Below are 19,115 nucleotides of genomic sequence, written 5' to 3' on the forward strand. Positions count from 1 at the left end.
TTAAGCGAATTCAACACTAAATTCAGTGAACGGTATAATTCTTTGTTTTCAAAAGAGTAATTTCATCAATTGATTGATTTTTATTTCCTTTAATTTGCATTATGAATGCATTAAAAAGGTTTTTTTATCAAACACTTTTATGGTTAATTATTTGGTCCGTATTGTGGTTTGGAAGAGGTTTTAATTCACAATTTTTAGCAGAAAATTCTTTTGCTTTTGCATTTCAGGCTCTACTCATTGGTGCTCTCATATATTATATTGCTCCAATGTTTTTATTTAAGAAGAAGTATGTTTTATTTCTTATTATTTCAATTCTTGGAATAACTACACTTGCATTTATTTCTATAAACTTATTTACAGTTCCTAAAATACCACCACCATTTGGAGGAGGACCCAAAAACATAAATCCAAAACCTCCTTCTCGATTTTTTATTCATTTTTTATTATTATCAATTTCTTATGTGATTGCAGTATTTATAGAAACATTTGTATTTGCACAAAAAAAAGAGCAAGAAACCATTAAGAATAAGAACGAAAATCTTCAAACAGAACTTAAACTTCTAAAATCTCAAATTAATCCGCACTTTTTATTTAATTCTCTTAATAATATCTATGCTCTTTCTGTTATAGACTCTAATAAAACTCAACAAAGTATTGGTTATTTATCAGATATGCTCCGATATGTTTTATATGAATGTGAACGTCCTTTAGTCCCTTTAAAAAAGGAAGTTTCTTATATAAAAGATTATATTAAATTATTTTCTTTAAAAAGTAGTAAAGCTTATGCAATAACAACTGATTTTAGTATTTTGGATGGTAATACATGGATCGCACCTATGTTACTTATTCCTTTCGTAGAAAATGCATTTAAACATAGTAATATCGAAAAGCCAAAAGATTCTTTTATAAAAATACAAATCCAATCTACTCCTAATTATATTAATTTTAAAATAGAAAATAGTATTCCGAAGAAAAGGATTAATAAAGATATCATTGGAGGAATTGGCCTAGAAAATGTTAAGAAAAGATTAGCTATATTATATCCAGAAAATCATCAGTTAGATATTATTGAAAATAATGAGGTTTTTAAGGTAAAACTAAATATAAAACAGACTAATAATGCTTAAATGCTTGGTAATAGATGATGAAGAATTGGCAAGAACACTTCTGAAAACATATATAGACAGGTTAAATTTTTTAGAAATGGTTAGTGCAGTCGAGAATCCTCTTGAAGCTTTACAAATACTTAAAACTACTGATATAGATGTTGTATTTCTAGATATTCAAATGCCCGATTTAAAAGGGACAGATTTTGCTAAAATGATTCCTGAAACCACACAAATAATATTTACAACTGCATATTCTGAATATGCATTAGAAGGATTTGAATTAAATGCATTGGATTATTTGCTTAAGCCCATCACATTTGAACGCTTTTTGATTGCCGTAAATAAAATTAAACGAGATTCTGGGGATACAATATCTCAAAATACAATGACTATTAAGTCTGGTTATGATTTATATAAATTAAAATACAATGATATTCTTTATATAGAAAGCGATAGCGAATATGTTATTTTTTATACTGCTGAAAAAAAGATAATGAGTCATCTGGCTTTAAAATCATTAGAAGCAACATTACCAAAATCAATATTCATGAGGGTACATAGATCTTATATCGTTAATAAAAACAAAGTAACTTCATTAAAAGGAAAAGAGGTTCTGATCTCAGAAATTAAGATTCCTGTAAGTTCAAGTTATTATGACTTGGTTAAAGATCAGATATTTTAAAAGACAAAGTACTCATTAAAAGAAATTTAAGTATTCTTTATTCAATAATAAGATTAACTGAATCAAAATAAATTATCACTATACTATTTACGGTTTTTGCAATGTAAACATCTCAATCATTTTCTCTTTCTTACAAATCATAAAAAAGAGTCATACAATTAAATATATCTTTGTTTAAAAACTAAACCAAAGTGCACCCAAAAAACATTCACAATCAGCCTTATGATTTTCCGTCATTGATTCATACACATCCTATACTAAAACCGTATGTTTTCACGAATACATTTGGAAATATGACCATTGATTTTTCAGATTCTGGAGCAGTTTTAGAATTAAACAGAGCTATTCTAAAACATGATTATGGATTAACAGATTGGAGTATTCCCAAGAATTTTCTCTGTCCTCCAATTCCGGGAAGAGCTGATTATATTCACCACTTAGCAGATATATTGAAACAAAATGGAGTAAATCCCAATATAAAAGGTTTAGATATTGGTGTAGGAGCTAATTGTATCTATCCGATTTTAGGTGTTCAAATTTATGGCTGGCAAATGGTAGGAGCAGATATTAATGAAACTGCCATTGCATCTGCAAACAAAAATGTAGAAATTAATCCTCATCTTTCACAAGCTATTCAAATAAGACATCAATCAAATCATGCCAATATATTTGAAGGGATTATAAAACCAGGAGAATATTTTGATTTTGTAATGTGCAACCCTCCTTTTCATAGCTCTAAAGAAGAAGCGTCTAAAGGTACACTTAGAAAACTAAAGAATTTAAAAGTATCTAAAGACTTAGAACTTAATTTTGGAGGGCAAGCGAATGAACTTTGGTGTAATGGTGGTGAAGCGCTTTTTTTAAAACGTATGGTAAAACAAAGTATTTCTTTTTCAAAACAGGTTGGTGTTTTTACCAGTTTAGTTTCTAAAAAAGAACATGTAGCCAAATTAAAAAAACAACTAGATAAAATAAAAGCTCAACATACTATTGTAGACATGTCTCAAGGTCATAAAAAAAGCCGTCTGATTACCTGGACATATTAATTTCTATATTATAAAGTATAAAATATTTTTAAAAGAAAAATGCCTGTCATACTATGACAGGCATTGAATAAAAAGTTTTAGCGTATATATATTTAAATAACTTTTACATTTACCGCGTTTAATCCTTTTTTACCTTCTGCAAGATCAAATTCAACTTCATCACCCTCACGAATTTCATCTATTAATCCAGAAATGTGTACAAAATGTTCTTTGTTTGAACCTTCTTCAATAATAAAACCAAAACCTTTAGCATCATTGAAGAATTTTACTGTTCCTTTACTCATTGTTATAATATTAATTTTAATAATTATTTTAACATATTCAAATATGGTGCCATAAATTTAATCAAACTTTCTAAAATTATACTATCTAATTAAATTAATCTTCAGGCGGCCTACCATGAATTTCTTCAAATAATGTATCAAAATTATCACGTAGATAAGAATTTAACTTCTTTCTATAATCATCTTTTAACCAGCTTAAAAAATTATAAGTACTCTTGCTTATACATTTTGCATACGCCTGTATTCTATGATCAATATCCTCACCCAACATCTTTGCTAAACCTAATGCATCATAGATATCCTCACTATTTTCAATACATATTTTTGCATGTTGCGCTATAGATTGTTCCAAAACGACTTTAGAAGATTGTCCCTTTTTCACAGATTCGATATATGTATCTTTAATATCAAAATACACCTCTTCAGAATTAGCAAACTCAGCTCTCAACTCAGCTGGCATTTCATGCTTAAATTTACTTTCTATCTCCTCATCATTGAGAAGCCTATCCATATAATAGTTAGGAGAGTTAAATATTTTCTGCCAATCCAAATCTGCACCCCAAGGTCCAAAACGATAAAGGTTGTTTCCTAGATCAATAACAGAAAATTTAGCTTTATTCTTTAAGATCCTAGAACCTCGACCAATCATTTGATAATATAAAGTAAGAGATTTAGTCGCTCTGTTTAAAATAATGGTATCTACCGTAGGCTCATCAAATCCTGTTGTTAAAATACTCACCGAAGTCAAAATAGCATTTGGTGTTTCCTTAAACCAAGTAAGGATTTGATTCCTTTGTTTTTTGGTAGCGGTATTGTCAAGGTGTGCTATAGGATATCCTGCAGCTCTAAAGGTGTCAAATACATGTAATGAGGTATTAATCCCATTGTTAAAAATTAAAGTTTTCTTACCCAAAGAATGCTTTTTATAGGCTTCTAGTAATTTCCCAAGCATATCACTATTAGTATATAAATCTTCTGATGATTTTACAGTATAATCACCGTTAGATCCAACTTCTAATGACGTCAATCCCATATTATAAGCAAAGACTTCTGCACGTGCCAAAAACTCATTCTCTATAAGGGATTCTATGGTTTCACCAGTAATTAGCTCATCATAATTATCCTTCATAGGTAACTTCATGTTTGAACTCAACGGAGTTGCTGTTACTCCTAGAATAAAGGATTTATCAAAAAATTTAAACAACTTGGTAAAAGAGTTATAATGCGCTTCATCAATAATAACCAAACCTATATCTGAAATATCTAATTTATCCTCATTAAGTCTGTTATTTAATGTTTCTACCATGGCCACAAAACAACTATACTCTTCCTGATCATCAAGATTGGCCTTACTATCAACTACTTTATTTACAACACCAAATCCCGTAAGCATATTAGAGGTTTGCTTACATAATTCGATGCGATGCGTCATCACTAAAACTTTCTTATTATGATGTTTTAAATATTGTCGTACTATTTCAGAAAAAATCACCGTTTTTCCACCACCAGTTGGTAATTGATATAATAGATGGTAATCTTCGCGGGCATCTTCAAAACTTTTAAAAATCTTATTAATAGCTCCTTTTTGATAACTATATAATTCTTTTCCTGTTTTCCTCTCTTCTGAACTAGTAATTATTTCCGACATAACCTCTATTTTTTTAAGGGATGTAAAATTAAGGCCTTTCATGGGTTTTTAAAGAATTTTATGATGAAAAAATTAAATCATTTTATAAAATTCGTATTTCTATACACTAAATAAAGAAGAAATAAATAAAAAAAGAGATTCTAATTCCTAGCAGAATCTATTAAAACTATTGGCTTAATACAAGTATTGATTGATTCTTTGATTATCCAACAGTAATTCTACACATATCGGTTAAATAATTGTTATTCTTACCTTTTTCTTTTTCAGTCTGCTATTATTTAAATTAGCTACTAATTGATTTGCAATAGATGCAGGTACAGCGACAAAAGTGCAATCTTGTTTTAATTCTATAACTCCTAATTGATCTTTATCAATTTTCCCTTGTTTAAAAAATAAACCTGCAATATCTCCCTTTGAAATCTTATCTTTTCTACCTCCAGAAATAAATAAAGTTTGCCAATATTGAGAAGGCCTTTGTACAGATTGGTCATTAATCACCTCTATTTCAGCATTTTTAATAAAATCTGGCAAATACTCTTTTTCCCATTTTAAAACATATGCAGTTCCTTTAGCATCTACTCTTGCAGTCCTACCATTTCTATGTGTGAATTCTTCCATTTTTATGGGAAGCTGATAATGAATGATAAATTTTATCTCTGGTATATCAATTCCCCTTGCTGCCAAATCAGTCGCAATTATGATTTGATGTGTTCCATTTCTGAATTTGATCAAAGATCGTTCTCTGTCTTTTTGTTCCATTCCACCATAAAAACATCCATGACTTATATTGTTTTTATCTAAAAAGTCACTTACATCTTTTATGGTATCTTTTAAATTACAGAATATAATTCCGGGTTGATTACCTATATGATTTAAGACTGACACAAGTGTATTTAATTTATCCTTTGATGGAGAAATTATGGTTTTAATAGCCAAATTAGAAACTCCTTCTTTTAAGTAATTAACAATAGTAGGGTTTTCTAGTTGTACAAAATCCGGAATATCAATTTCTTGTGTTGCAGAAGTGAGTATACGCTTTCTAATATTAGGTAATGCATTAATAATTCCTCTCATTTCATACTCAAAACCAATTTCCAGAGATTTGTCAAACTCATCTAATATCAAAGTTTTTATGTTTTCTTTTGAAAAGCGTTCTCTACTAAAATGGTCTGCTACTCTACCTGGTGTTCCTATTAAGATTGCCGGAGTATGTTTTAGTTCCACTTTGTCTTTAGAAATAGATCGCCCACCATATACAGCATTTACTTTATAACCTGATCCCATTTCTCTAACTACTTGTTCTATCTGAATGGCTAACTCTCGTGATGGCACTAAGATCAATGCTTGTATATCAGTACAATCGGGATCCATTCCCGAAATAACCGGTAATAAAAAAGCTAAGGTTTTTCCTGTTCCTGTAGGTGATAAAATAATTGTATTATCTGTATGTTCAACGGCAACAAGAGCTTCTTCCTGCATTGGATTTAAACTCTCAATATTCAATTTATCAAGAATTCGTTTTTGTCCTTTAATATTATTTGCCATATCAATATATATTACTTTCTTTTCTTTTTAGACACCTCTGTCTTAACCACAGGAACACTTGATGTATTTTGAATATGATAGCTTGCGATCATTTTTTCAATAAGTTCTTCTTTTGTGAGATGATGAAAAACAGTTTTTATTTTCTCTTTATACTGATTAGAGAGGTCATGATTTGGTTTAGTTTTAAATATTTTTTTAGCCCATAACAATCCTTTATTCTCTTCAATACTTTGAGCATCTACCTTATTATATTCTTTAAAGTTAATATCTAACTCATCAGAAAACTCTGCAATATCTATTATTTCTTCTTTTTGCAAAACAGTTAACGATAACCCCTTCGCTCCTGCTCTTGCGGTTCTTCCACTTCGATGTACATATGTTTCATATACATCTGGTAAATGATAATTAACCACATACGATATTTCTTTAACATCAATTCCTCTTGCAGCCAGATCAGTGGCTACAAGAATATGTATATGCCCTTCTCTAAATTGTTCCATAATTCTATCACGAATGGGCTGTGATAGACTTCCGTGTAGAGCACCAGAAGAGAATTTATTTATTGCCAAATTTTTGGCGAGTTTATTTACTGCAGCTTTTGTTTTACAAAAAATGATCCCTCGTTCTCCTTCTTTTGACGTTAAAAAATGCATTAAAACATCTAATTTTTCTATAGGTTCGACAACTACATATCGATGGTCTATACCCTGATGACCTATCTTTTCCATATCAGCACTTTCCTGTATGACATGTTTTGACATATAGTTTTGTACCATCTGTTTTATAGTTCCCGGCATTGTGGCGGTAAAAAGAATAGTTCTTCTGCTTTTAGGCAATACTGAGACTATTTCATCTAAACCATCTTTTAGAGAACTCACCATTTCGTCTGCTTCATCAAGAATTAGGTAGTTAGCAATTTTTATGTCAATAGCATTTCGTTTAATTAAATCTATTAAACGTCCCGGAGTAGCAACAACGATATGTGTTACTTTTGTTAATCGTTCTATTTGTGGTTTAATCGGAATTTCACCACAAATTGAAGCTATAGATATGTCAGGTAAATATGTTGCAAAAGACATTAAATTATTATAAATCTGATGTCCTAACTCTCTGGTCGGTGCTAATATTACTGCTTGAATATTTTTATTATCAACATCAATCAATTGTAACAATGGTAATCCAAAAGCGGCTGTTTTTCCTGTCCCTGTTTTTGCTAAACCAACAAAATCATTCTTTTTTTGTAATAAGACGGGAATTGATTTTTTTTGAATATCTGTTGGTGTAGAAATATTTAAGTCTTCTAAACTTTTTTGAAGAGGAGCTATAATTCCTAAATCGGAAAACTGTATTGACATAAAATAAATTTTGGCAAAGATAGAGGTATAAAATGGAAAGACTATCCCAATTTTAAACTCAATATATTAAAAGATTTTACCGTAGTAATTCAAGTCAACAATTTCACCTTTAGTAGTTTTATAATCACATCGTATAGTCCCCTCTAATTCAAAACCACTATTTAGAGCTACTCTAATACTTCTCGTATTTCTGCTAGAAATTCTACACAATAATTTCTTAAAATGATGTTCATTTACAATATCATCAATTAAAGAAGCCATTGTAGTTGTAATGATTCCTTTTCCTTCATGTTTTGAGTCGATAAAAGCTCCTAATTCTGCTTTTGGAATATTCCAATCAATATTTTTAACATCAATAAAGCCTACAATCACGTTTGATTCTTTTTCAAGTATAAGGTATGGAAAGTAAGACTTTTCGTTAATTTTTTGCTCTATTTCTTCACAATAATTGATTGTATCTGCTATGGTTTTAGTACGTAAAACTGTTCCTGCAAAGAAATCTTCTAATCGCTCTCTATTAGTGTTAATTAACTGAAAGAATGCATTATTATCATTTACACTTAACATTTTTACTATATACTTATTCATCTGCTAAAGAATTATTATTTGGTATTGGAATAGCTACAAAATAACCACATAATAAGCGTATAAAAATTGATTGAAATCAATATCTCTTAATTCTGGATAGTGTTTCTGGGGCCATTCTTAGATATGAAGCAATATACTTGTGCGGAATTTCCTGAAATAACTCTGGTCTTCTTTGTAAAACTCTTTGATATCGTTCTGCCGGAGATGAAATTAAAAGATCAATTTCTCTTTCGGTTTGTAAATAAATAAGTTCTTCTAAGATCGCATACCATAAAGATAAATTCTCTGGATTACTCATCATAAATTTCATAAAGTCATCTTTGGAAATAAAATCGACTTTTGTTTTTTTAAGGGCCTGAATTTCTAACTGTGATACTTTATTTGAAAAAAAAGAATCCAAAGCAGTTATCAATGACTTTTTATATCCCAAATACAAAGTATGTTCTTCTTTATCATTAACATAAAAAACTCTAAGGCTTCCCTCTGAGATAAAATACAAATTTGTATTAATATTATTAGCCGTTTTTAAATACTCCTCTCTTTCTAGAGTTTTGAATTTTGTTAGAATTCCTCCTTTCTCCAGATTATTTTTCAATTGCTGAATCGCATTCATTCTATCTAAATATGATGAAAAAGTTTTTAAATTTCATTTTTTAAACCACGATAAACTTCATTCATCCTTAGAATATAATACATTCCTAAAAGAAATAATAAAACAATCGTTATCAATACTGGCATTTTTGAAATATGTATGTCTAAACTAAATAAATGATATGACGAGGCAAGTAACTTAAATGCCCCGAAGCTTATTATAATTAAACTTGTAGCTATTCCAAAAAGAAGCTTCTTTACAGGAAAAACAACTTTTATTTCCTGCTTGTTTTTCTCTTCAATCTTATTCATCAATAAGTCTGTAAAATCATCTGAAGTATGAATCATACTTTTCTTTACTAAATCCTGAGTTAACTTATCATTCATAACAAACTATCTATATCTTTTTCTAATATCTTTCTTAAAATAAAATTCATATTATTTCTTCCTCTATGTAAACCTACTTTTATTTTTGAAACACTAAAACCAGTAACATCTTTTATTTCTGTTATCTTTAAGTCACAAAGATAAAAAAGTCTTATCAGCAACGCTTCGTCTGGTGTTAAGCGTTCCAAAGCAAGTGTGATATATTTCTTTTGATCCTTTTCCTTAAGTTTCTCGACACCTGTTTTTTGATTTGCCTCTATTTCATGACTATTAATTTTATCAATACTTATATGACTTCTTTGTTTTTTAAAAGCATTATAACTTGTATTAACAACAATACGATATAACCAGGTAGAAAAGTTTGATTTAAATTTAAATGTGCCTATTTTTTGATATACTTTAATAAATACATCTTGTAAAACATCTTCTGCTATACTTTGATCCTTCAATATTGATATAGCAAGAGTAAGAGATACATCCTTATACTTTTCGACTAAATGTCTAAAAGAGGTTGTATCTCCCTCTTTAATCTGCTTGATTAGATGGATATCATTATCTTCGATTCTATCTTTCAAGTCTTTTTCTTATAAAATGAGCAGCAACTAATCCCGCCGAACCAAAAATTAAAATGGTACCCCACACCAATAAATCTGTAGTGTCTTCTGTTAAATCAATTGATGTAAAAATTGACGAAAATAATAGTCCGATTCCTAATCCAAAAACAATACATCCTATATCTATATATTTAAATTTACTTTGAGACTGTTCTGGGACCAATCCTTTTTCTATCATTGCTTTTTTTATTAGATAATTGTATTTGGCTACGATAAAAACCATTACTACTAATCCAATTACTATGATCAAACCTCCTAGGGCTTCTCCTAAATTTTCCATGTTTTATACTTTAAAATTGTTGTTCTATTAATTCTCCTATTTTTTCTATTAAAGGAAGTAGCGTATCTGAATTTGTAAATAGTGCTATTCCGTATTGTTGTTTTGGCACAAACATGGCATATGATTGAAAATCATGATTATTGCCTGTATGTAAATGCATTAATCCATTAGCTGTCGGTTTTTGTGCAAAACCAAGCCCCCATCCTGTTTGCCCTACTTCTTTTAAAAGTTTGTTATCTGATTTAAAATGATTATGTTCTTTCAACATTTCATCGATTAATTCTTGTTTTAAGTGCTTTGGCTTCATCATTTCTATCAAAAACCGAGCATAATCCAAAGCTTCAGAATGAAGGCTATATCCCGGTCCAACAGCATTGTACTTTTCTATTTCGAGGTTCACTTTTCCTTTTTGGTGTCCTTTTGCTTTATACTTTTTTATAGTATCATTCCAGGTATAAAAACTGGTATTCATCTTCAATGGGTGAGCTACTTCTTTAAGAAACAAAGTATCCAATTTACTATGCCAACCTATACCTAAACTTGTTCCCATAGCGGCTCCAAGATGTTGATACGCTTCACCCGAGTATGAAAACCCTGTTCCTGGTTTAAAAGCGATATGAATAGGTTTTCCTTTTGCCCAATTTGGGATTCCCGTAGCATGCGAAAGTACAATACGAGGTGTAATAGTCCTATAATAATCAAATGAAACACTATCTATAGTATTAGCAGGAAAAATCTCTTTCAAATGTGGATATATAGGGGTATCTAAATCAAATTTTCCTTTCTCTACCATTTTCATGACAAAATAAGCAAAAAGTGGTTTTGAAAGAGAAGCAGCTTCAAAAATTGTCTTTTTAGTTACAGGTGATTTACCTTTTATATTTATCACTCCAAAAGTATTATGGTACACAACTTCAGCATTATTAATAATAGCAATAGAAAGTCCTGGCATTGCTATTGAATCCATTATTTTTTTAATATGATTATCTAATTGTGAAATGGATACAGGTTTTCCACTTACGGTCTTAATATATCTTTTATCGCTTTGTCCATAAAAAGCAAAAATTCCAAAAGAAAATATTAATAAAAATGTAGTATGGGATACTATTCGTTTTGATTGATTCATCTTGTATAAAATTAATATGATTACTTACTTTTATTGCGAATTCACATTGATTTGACAAAGTGTTGTTAAAAAAGGTTACAAAATTGTTATTTAACACTTCGACAAATACATTATTTGTATTAATATGTATACATTAAATATTCTCAACTCTTCAATAATACTATGGGTTGATATATAAAAGTCATTTGCAAATGTTACTTTTGAAATATTAAAGAATAGCATTATGAAAAAGCCAACTCAATCAGAAATTTTTACAGATGTTAAAGACTTTGTTTCTAAATTCTCAAGGTTTCCTGTTCATAAATTGAAGGACAATTTTATATTAAAAAGTCACCCACTTAAAATGAATAATCCACAACTAATTAGTATGGCATTGGCACTAAGAGGGTATGTTAAAAATTTTGAACCTAATGCTACAGTTTTAGCAACAGAAATAAAGAAAAGTAATTTAACCGTTGCTCTACTTTGTAATTTGATCAATAACAAAATAAACCACTAGGTTATGAAAAGTTATTTTATTCCAATTGTAGTAGTATTATGTGTATGTATTATTCCTGCGGACCTCCTTTCTCAAGATGATACTCAAAATTGGTTAGAGCGAAATAATATTAGCATTCGAAAAACTTTTGATGGTTCTGTTAATGAATATAAACCTGCTACGTTTAGTTTCTTTGAGAATCATAAATCAGATAATGATTTTATAAATGTAGATTTAGCTATTAAATTTGGCGAAATCGAGTTACTGGAACATACAAATTCTGTTTTATTGCTATATCCGGTAATAGAATGGCATAAGTCTTCTAATGAGGATAATGAAAATGATAAACTAAGTGCTGGTATTAATGCAGAGTATTATTTTGGTCAAAGTTTTACACTAAAACCTTATCTGTTATCCAATTTTGCATTTAAACGTAATCTTTTGGAAGATCATAATGAGCTAAGGTATGTGGGACAATTGTCATTTATTGGTGACCCAGAATATTCATATTTACCCGGAGTTACATGGCGTTTTAAAAATGATGAAGTAGATTATAAAGGGTTATACTTTCCATATTTTGGTTATGAATACAATGAAGTCCCTGATCTGGTTTCACAAGGAGAAACAGAAACATTTTCTGCCTTATTTGCACGATTATTTATAGAATACTGGGCTTTACCGCGATCTATACAGCTTATTTTTGACGGAACCTATAGAGGAGTTTTGGGCGATAGTTCTACCATAAAAAAAGAGCTTCCTTTAGTAAATCTTTCATTTAATTATTATCCAGGAAAACAGGAACATATCAGTATAGGTGTTACTTATAGAAATGGATATGCTCCTGATTTAAAATATGCCAAAATAGAAACTACCGCCATTAGTCTTAATGTGAAGTTTTAAATATAAAAATGAGTTTTATTTAATTGTAACCCCTTTTGGATTAGAGAATTTACCGGTAACTAACCAACCTCCAAAATCTTCAGAAACAGCTAACAGCAGCGTATTTTCTCCTTTTTTTAGATCCAAATATATTGCATCAAACAATCCAACAGTTCCTAAATATCGATAGTCTCTGGATCTCCATCTATTGGTTCCTTTATAAATAGCATTATTATTCAAAATAGCAACTACCCTATCACTATATCCAAATTCAAATAATTTTATCTGGTCCTTATCCGATGTAAAGGTAATTTTTGCAAAAACAGTATTTCTCGGAGTTCCATCTCTTAAAATTACCTCTCTTGCAATATTAGCAGCGGTACCTTCTTCTACCTGAATCATTTTACCCCACTTTCTGGACTTAACAACCTTTGTTAAATTCGTAATATCATCTAACTGCTTTTCTTCAAAAATATCAGAAACTTGCCATTCTGGAACTAACCCTTCTATTGGTTTTCTTTTTATTGGTTTAAAATCTACAATGTCATATTCATTTTTATTAATTGTAAAATTTGCATAGTGCATAGCCGAAGCTCCTCCTCCCCCTATAGCAACTTCTCCTTCACGGGGTTCACGAATCAAATCCCAAGATAGATTCGGTTTTTTTGCATAATCCAAATATATCTGAGCTCTACGACCGTTAACTACTAGTTTTACATGTGTCCAACCGTCATAATTATAGTCATAGGGAAAAGAATATCTCGGTCCAAAATAGAGTTGCCAGGGCGAAACCCCATTAATAACTGGGGTAGCTTGATTTGCATCGGGTTTTCCCGGCAAATGAGCTCGTAGATAAAAAGATTCCATATTAGATCTATCTACTGCCCTAAAGCGAACTCCTGGGAACCCCTGACGTTCTGTGAGATACACATCAAATTCTATAGTCCCATTTAAAAATTTGGTGTCCTTGAGGTATGCTAAGCCGCGTTGAATATAAATAGCGTCTTTGCCTTTAAAATTCTCTAAGACATAAGACTGAGCATTAATTTCCCAATGTGTTGTATCAATAGGGATAATATTTTGTGATTTTGTAGTGTGAATACAAAGTGTGCTCAATAAAACGAAAGTGAATACCTTGATCATTAGATTTAATTTTTTGATTGAACTCAAAGTTCTAACCTATTACCAAATAAAGCAGAAACAAGTTCGTTCAAATCGATTCAATGTTGTTCAAGTCGTATTTTTTGATGATTTTTGTTAGAGATTATGAATACATATCCAGAATATAAATTAGTACAGAAATGTCTCCTCGAAATTGAAGAAAATCTCGAATGGGGAAGTTCTGATGTTTGGCATAATGATGTATTTATTGAATTAAGCGAAACTATCCAACAACATACTCAAGTTCTTTTAAGTCCTACTACATTAAAACGAATTTGGGGTAAAGTGAGCTACAAAAGCGCACCTAGTATTAGTACCTTAAATACCCTTTCACAATTTGCCGGATATCTAAACTGGAGGGATTTTAAACATAAGAATGAAAGTCAAAAATCCTCATGGTTAGAAAAAAAAGTCTTGCAAAATATGGGGATTATTGCAACATCTGCGGCGGTTTTGACAATTGTATTTATTTCTTTTTATTCTATGATTGGATCTAATCAGAATACATCGAAAACAATTGACTTCACAAAAGTTGAATTTAGTAGCCGCCCCATAACCGATGGCTTACCTAACTCTGTAGTTTTTGATTTTGATTTAAATCATATTACATCAGACAGCATCTATATTCAACAGTTTTGGGATGTCACTAAGACTATTAAAATAAATCCAAAACAAGATCAGGCAACAGGAATCTATTACTACCCTGGTTATTTTGGAGCAAAACTTCTAGTTGATGGTAAAATTATAAAAGAACATGATTTATTTATTACCTCTCCTGGTTGGATTGGTACAATAGATTACAAGCCAGTTCCTAAATATATACAAAGTGATAATCTGTTTCATAGTAATTTGTCTTTTCCGAAATCTATTATTAAAGAAATTACAACCAGTACAGAACCTATTGTTTCTTCTTTTCATTTGGTAAAAGATTTTAAAGGTTCTTCTGGGGATAACTTATCTATAAAAACTTCAGTACGAAATGTATATAACGAAAAGTGGGCCATTTGTCAATCTTTAAAAATTGTAATTCTTGGAACGAACGGTGCTCTAGTCATCCCTTTTTCAATACCAGGATGCGTTTCTGATATTAACCTTATGCTTAATGATCTATACTTAAAAGGTAAGGAAAATGATCTTTCTGCTTTTGGCGTCGATTTATCAGAATTTAGAACAATACATATAGATATAAAAGAAAAACACGTAACTGTGTTAATAGACAATAAAAAAATCTATTCTGGACAGTATAATAAATCTATGGGGAATATTGTCGGTCTTCGATATCGGTTTTTGGGAGCTGGAGAAGTAGCTCATTTGAATGTAACAGAAAAACTCAATGAAGAAGTAATTCTTGATGAAAATTTTAAATAGTTAGATTACATTTATTTTTCTTTCCAACCCCAAGGTGCCTCGGGATTTTTGACTGGTTTTGTAATATCCATTACCACTCTAAAAACTCTTGGTGTTCCTAATCTTCTCAAATTATATGTGAATTTTGTTTCGTCTATAGTTATCCACCAAACATTTGTTGAAGCTTTAGGAATCATTTTTTGCGTGTCTTTATCTGCAGGAAATATCTGTATATCCTTTTGTCCAGGATTCGTTGTTATACCTCCATACTGAGTGATCTTATCTTCGGTACCATCTTGATGTCTATGATCATGTTTCAGCATAATTTGATCATTAATATGAGTTAATACCCAAGTTCTGGATTTATCTTCTCCTACAAAAAACGGTATTTTAATTACATCATTACTACATTGACGCACATGCATTACTAATTTTTTTCCTCCAAACTGGTCATCCTCTGCTGGTAATTCTAGAATGCCTTCAAATGATTTTCCACATAAATTCTGTAAAGAATTCCAAAATTGTTGAGAAGGATTATCATCCTGTGCTGTTAATGACATTAAACAACTTAAAAAAAGAAAAACAGAGAATACTTTAGACATATCAATATTAATTTGCAATAGTTAAGAAAGGTATAAACTTCTTTTTGAATTTAATCTAGAAATGTTAATGATAATTTTAGAGATATAAAAAAAGGACCGTAATGTACGATCCTTTTTTTATAAGTATAGGTAAGTTCAGGGTATTGATTAAATTTTATTCTCCTGCTAATATCACATAAGAGTTGGTAACGGGAGATATACTATATTCTTTAACATTTTTAATATCCTTCAAATGTTTGTCAGCTTCTTTAAAAGCTGTTTCTAACGCACTTAATTTAGAATTTTTATTAACAACAATGGTCTTAGATAATACATTACCATTAGTATACTCTATTGTGATTCTCCATTTCTTTAAAGAATGCGCATTTTTATTTTGAGAAGCATCTTCTTTTTTACGCTCAATTTTATCTTTCTTTTTTAATGAGATAGGATCTGTTATCGATGGGGTTGCATTTCCTATAGATACACAAAATACTACAGTTGCCAATAAGAGTTTCATAGTTTGATGATTTTGAATTTGTATTTCACGAATATACAAACATTATTTTAATAATCAAATATTTTTTTAATAAAAATTTATTTGATTAATCAAACATTATATGTATGTTTGTTTTATGGTTAATAGAAAATTAAAAAAGCTCCTTAAAAAAAGTAAAGGAGCTAAAACGGTATATGGTATTTCAAAAGTTCTGGGAGTAAGTCCGCAGGCCGGAGATTATGTCGTTAAGCGAAAAGATCTATTAAAAGACTTTGAGCGGTTAAAGAAAATAGCCGATTATATGGGAGTGGAAATAAAAGATATTATAGATTATAAGGAGAAATAAGTAAACTCTCTTACTTTTATAGCTTGATCACTAAAAATAGGCTTGAAGTTTTACTCCAAAAACAAAACCAGATCATTTCTAAGAGTTAATCTTATAGGATATTGGCTCCTTTAAAATTATCTTTTCTTAGAAATGATCTGGTAGATCATCTTTCAAAAGGTATGCTTTAAATAATTAGTATCTAATTATTAATGTGCTACAACTTTTGCTGTAATTTTTTTTAGCATTGCTCGAGCATTATCTCCAACACCTCCATCAGGATCCATTTTTATGGCTTTATTATAATACTCGATTGCTTTTTCCTTATTCTCTAAATTTAAGTAACTTTCTGCAAGACTATCCCAAGCATTTGCAGAATCTGGAAACAGAAGGGTGTTTGATTTAAAAATAACCTGAGCTATTTGTGTTTTCTTACTTTGCATGTATTCGTATCCAAGTTCATTAATACTTCCTTCTCCAAGTATATTGGCTTTCACCAACAACCCAAGTTGTTTATGTACTTTATTTTTATCTGCATCTTCTCCGTTTTTATCTTTTAAAGCAGTAAGTGCCTTTTCTAATGGTACAAAAAGAGAATTCTTATACTTTGAAGCTTCTTCTATTGCCAATTCCTTTGCTTTTTCCAGAGCATCATCAGCAACCATTTTAATATCTGGTTGTACACCAACTCCCTCCCAATTTGTTTTTGTAACTGTATTAATAGTTCTTGCAAAAGGTATCCCTATTCCAAAACCATGATCCAAAGGAAAATATCGTGTAGGGTGAGCCCCTCCTCCTGTGACTTCCCCAATTATAGTAGCTCTACTTCTACTTTGCATGGTATATGAAAAATCTTCTGCCCCAGAAAATGTGGATGTACTAGTTAGTATATACACCGGTACTTTAGGTCTTTTTGTTCCATTTACATCCACAACCCATAATTCTTCGGTATGATTTTGTGCACGAGAATATATAGAATTAAGTAATACTTTTTCATTAAAAAAGTAACTGGATAGATAGTTAACAGTGGTTGGATGTCCTCCTCCGTTTCTTCTCATGTCAACAATAATAGCATCCGCAATTTGCATCTCTTTCATAACAAGGTCTATCTTTGCCAGATGTTCTTCAGAACCACCAAAAAATGCCAAATCTATATAACCAATATTAGATTTCAAAAGTTGAAATCCTCGTAACATTGGAGATCTATACCTGGCTAGATTTGCTGTAATTGATCTTTCTTTTTTCTTTTTTACTTGATCTTTTCTAGGGGCCGAAAAACGAAGATGTTTATCTTTTGTAATCTTTTGCAATTCTAAGGTAAGTGCTTTTGCTAAATCAGCGGGAGATTTTTCATCAAAGAAACCTTTTTTCATTAATACATCAAGGTGCGCATTTGTTTCTTTTGCTTTATCCAAAAAGATATAATTCTTTTCTAATAATTCTTGTGCCTGTTTTATAATATCATTATTATGATACTGAGAAAAGGAAGGCGTTAAAATGAAAAGAAATGCGATTACTATTATACTTTTCATAAAGACTGCTTGTTTCATGATTATTGAATGACTTAATTAATTATATGAATAATGTAATACACTACTAGTTATGTAAATTAATGAAGAAAAAAGCTTAAAAAATAGGATGAAATTAACCTAGAAGAAATAATCTATTATATTTTTCTAAATTCATAAGGTCTAAAACCTGTGTTGAGCTTAAATATCTTCGAAAAATGGCTCTGATCAGAAAAACCGCATAAAAAAGTAATTTCTGTGAGAGACTTATTACTATGCTTTAAAAATAAAATGGCTTTTTCTATTTTGATTCTGCGCATATACTCTCCAAGCGTACAATTAAAGTATTTGGAAAAATATCTTGAAATCGTAACAGGATGTATATGAAGCTCCTGAGATAATTCTTCGAGTGTTATAAACTCATTCCAACGATCACATAATAACTCTCTAATAACATCTACCCAGGGAGGTTTGCAGTCAGTTGCTTTATTATAACCCGAAAACAAGGTAAGTAATGACGAATGAACAGATACTGAAGAAGAGATATCATTAACCCGTAGTTCTTTATATATCTTTAATAATTCAAACTGAACCTCTGTATTTTTAAGTATTGATGTTTTAAAATCAGAAGTTGAAAGTTCATTTTGCATAAAGAATAGATCATCTATTTCTATATTAAGATTCTCAGAAGGAAATGCGGTATGCCGATTACGATGTATTTCTTCTTTATCATATAATATGATACTTCCTGGCAGTACCTGAATATCTTTTCCTTTTCTAGATTCTAAGTTACCCCCTTGTAAAACTAAGGAAAGATGATACTTTTCATGAGAATGCCAATCTTCTGATACTGGTTGATGATATTTAACCATAGAAATATCATAATTATCAAAAGAAAACTGTTCTGTTGTTTTACCTAAAAACTCTTTAGTTTTTAATGAGATCATGACATGTTATCAAATTAGAAATCCAGCAAATACTCTTAAATATAAAGATAATTTTTGAGCAAATATAATGCCACTAAAAAATGCTCAAAAAATGCTCTTAATCATATTAGCAATTCTTTAACTGTAGACATACTA

At 30.2% G+C, this 19,115-nt stretch carries 22 protein-coding genes; 7 read left to right on the top strand and 15 right to left on the bottom strand.

Annotated elements, in window-relative coordinates:
* Positions 1-101: 101 nt before the first annotated feature.
* The 3 genes from DK442_RS18615 (at position 102) to rlmF (ending at position 2,837) form a co-directional block, all read left to right on the top strand.
* The gene (locus tag DK442_RS18615) at positions 102-1,127 is read left to right on the top strand and encodes a sensor histidine kinase (RefSeq protein WP_109437404.1); all 1,026 of its coding nucleotides are present in this window, start codon (positions 102-104) and stop codon (positions 1,125-1,127) included.
* Positions 1,120-1,791 (top strand): LytTR family DNA-binding domain-containing protein, encoded by a 672-nt coding sequence (locus DK442_RS18620; RefSeq protein ID WP_109437405.1) that lies wholly within the window; start codon positions 1,120-1,122, stop codon positions 1,789-1,791. Before DK442_RS18615 ends, DK442_RS18620 begins: the two co-directional genes overlap by 8 nt.
* A gap of 191 nt (positions 1,792-1,982) precedes the next feature.
* Positions 1,983-2,837 (top strand): 23S rRNA (adenine(1618)-N(6))-methyltransferase RlmF, encoded by an 855-nt coding sequence (gene rlmF, locus DK442_RS18625; protein WP_109437406.1) that lies wholly within the window; start codon positions 1,983-1,985, stop codon positions 2,835-2,837.
* Between the two features lie 92 nt (positions 2,838-2,929).
* Here rlmF and DK442_RS18630 read toward each other — a convergent pair whose 3' ends face one another.
* The 10 genes from DK442_RS18630 to DK442_RS18675 form a co-directional block, all read right to left on the bottom strand.
* Entirely contained in the window at positions 2,930-3,121 is a 192-nt protein-coding gene (locus DK442_RS18630) for a cold-shock protein (RefSeq protein WP_109437407.1), read from the bottom strand.
* Positions 3,122-3,215: 94 nt separating this feature from the next.
* A complete protein-coding gene (locus DK442_RS18635; RefSeq protein WP_109437852.1) occupies positions 3,216-4,769 on the bottom strand; it encodes a DEAD/DEAH box helicase in 1,554 nt (517 codons plus the stop codon).
* Positions 4,770-5,000: 231 nt separating this feature from the next.
* Entirely contained in the window at positions 5,001-6,314 is a 1,314-nt protein-coding gene (locus DK442_RS18640; RefSeq protein ID WP_109437408.1) for a DEAD/DEAH box helicase, read from the bottom strand.
* Positions 6,315-6,325: 11 nt separating this feature from the next.
* Positions 6,326-7,669, bottom strand: a complete 1,344-nt coding sequence (locus DK442_RS18645) for a DEAD/DEAH box helicase (RefSeq protein WP_109437409.1) — start codon at positions 7,667-7,669, stop codon at positions 6,326-6,328.
* 66 nt (positions 7,670-7,735) lie between these two features.
* The gene (locus tag DK442_RS18650; RefSeq protein ID WP_109437410.1) at positions 7,736-8,257 is read right to left on the bottom strand and encodes a GNAT family N-acetyltransferase; all 522 of its coding nucleotides are present in this window, start codon (positions 8,255-8,257) and stop codon (positions 7,736-7,738) included.
* Positions 8,258-8,333: 76 nt separating this feature from the next.
* Complete coding sequence (locus tag DK442_RS18655) at positions 8,334-8,870, bottom strand: Crp/Fnr family transcriptional regulator (RefSeq protein ID WP_109437411.1); 537 nt, start codon at positions 8,868-8,870, stop codon at positions 8,334-8,336.
* 26 nt (positions 8,871-8,896) lie between these two features.
* Complete coding sequence (locus tag DK442_RS18660) at positions 8,897-9,235, bottom strand: hypothetical protein (protein WP_109437412.1); 339 nt, start codon at positions 9,233-9,235, stop codon at positions 8,897-8,899.
* The gene (locus tag DK442_RS18665) at positions 9,232-9,810 is read right to left on the bottom strand and encodes an RNA polymerase sigma factor (RefSeq protein ID WP_109437413.1); all 579 of its coding nucleotides are present in this window, start codon (positions 9,808-9,810) and stop codon (positions 9,232-9,234) included. The genes DK442_RS18660 and DK442_RS18665 overlap by 4 nt, the downstream gene beginning before the upstream one ends.
* Positions 9,800-10,129, bottom strand: coding sequence for a DUF6249 domain-containing protein (locus tag DK442_RS18670; protein ID WP_109437414.1), 330 nt, complete (start codon positions 10,127-10,129; stop codon positions 9,800-9,802). The genes DK442_RS18665 and DK442_RS18670 overlap by 11 nt, the downstream gene beginning before the upstream one ends.
* A gap of 10 nt (positions 10,130-10,139) precedes the next feature.
* Complete coding sequence (locus DK442_RS18675; RefSeq protein WP_109437415.1) at positions 10,140-11,255, bottom strand: serine hydrolase; 1,116 nt, start codon at positions 11,253-11,255, stop codon at positions 10,140-10,142.
* A 223-nt stretch (positions 11,256-11,478) separates the two neighbouring features.
* Between DK442_RS18675 and DK442_RS18680 the strand changes: the two genes are divergently transcribed.
* Positions 11,479-11,754, top strand: a complete 276-nt coding sequence (locus DK442_RS18680) for a hypothetical protein (RefSeq protein WP_109437416.1) — start codon at positions 11,479-11,481, stop codon at positions 11,752-11,754.
* A 3-nt stretch (positions 11,755-11,757) separates the two neighbouring features.
* Positions 11,758-12,633: a hypothetical protein gene (locus DK442_RS18685; protein WP_109437417.1), complete on the top strand. Its 876-nt coding sequence runs from the start codon at positions 11,758-11,760 to the stop codon at positions 12,631-12,633.
* A 15-nt stretch (positions 12,634-12,648) separates the two neighbouring features.
* On the opposite strand, the gene DK442_RS18690 is transcribed toward DK442_RS18685, so the two are convergent.
* Positions 12,649-13,755 carry a hypothetical protein gene (locus DK442_RS18690; RefSeq protein ID WP_109437418.1) on the bottom strand — a complete coding sequence of 369 codons (1,107 nt, stop codon included), beginning with the start codon at positions 13,753-13,755 and terminating at the stop codon, positions 12,649-12,651.
* A 123-nt stretch (positions 13,756-13,878) separates the two neighbouring features.
* Here DK442_RS18690 and DK442_RS18695 point away from each other — a divergent pair, with 123 nt between their 5' ends.
* Positions 13,879-15,141: a hypothetical protein gene (locus tag DK442_RS18695; RefSeq protein WP_109437419.1), complete on the top strand. Its 1,263-nt coding sequence runs from the start codon at positions 13,879-13,881 to the stop codon at positions 15,139-15,141.
* Positions 15,142-15,152: 11 nt separating this feature from the next.
* On the opposite strand, the gene DK442_RS18700 is transcribed toward DK442_RS18695, so the two are convergent.
* A complete protein-coding gene (locus tag DK442_RS18700; protein ID WP_109437420.1) occupies positions 15,153-15,722 on the bottom strand; it encodes a hypothetical protein in 570 nt (189 codons plus the stop codon).
* A gap of 154 nt (positions 15,723-15,876) precedes the next feature.
* Positions 15,877-16,221 (bottom strand): hypothetical protein, encoded by a 345-nt coding sequence (locus DK442_RS18705; protein ID WP_143915041.1) that lies wholly within the window; start codon positions 16,219-16,221, stop codon positions 15,877-15,879.
* A 100-nt stretch (positions 16,222-16,321) separates the two neighbouring features.
* Between DK442_RS18705 and DK442_RS18710 the strand changes: the two genes are divergently transcribed.
* Entirely contained in the window at positions 16,322-16,546 is a 225-nt protein-coding gene (locus DK442_RS18710; RefSeq protein WP_109437422.1) for a hypothetical protein, read from the top strand.
* A 188-nt stretch (positions 16,547-16,734) separates the two neighbouring features.
* Here the strand turns inward: DK442_RS18710 and DK442_RS18715 are convergent, their stop codons facing one another.
* Positions 16,735-18,057 carry a S41 family peptidase gene (locus tag DK442_RS18715; protein ID WP_160114261.1) on the bottom strand — a complete coding sequence of 441 codons (1,323 nt, stop codon included), beginning with the start codon at positions 18,055-18,057 and terminating at the stop codon, positions 16,735-16,737.
* A 134-nt stretch (positions 18,058-18,191) separates the two neighbouring features.
* Positions 18,192-18,980, bottom strand: a complete 789-nt coding sequence (locus DK442_RS18720) for a helix-turn-helix transcriptional regulator (protein WP_109437424.1) — start codon at positions 18,978-18,980, stop codon at positions 18,192-18,194.
* Positions 18,981-19,115 lie beyond the last annotated feature (135 nt).

Origin of the sequence: Aquimarina sp. AU119 (genome assembly GCF_900312735.1) — a bacterium.
Classification (GTDB): Bacteria; Bacteroidota; Bacteroidia; order Flavobacteriales; family Flavobacteriaceae; genus Aquimarina; species Aquimarina algiphila.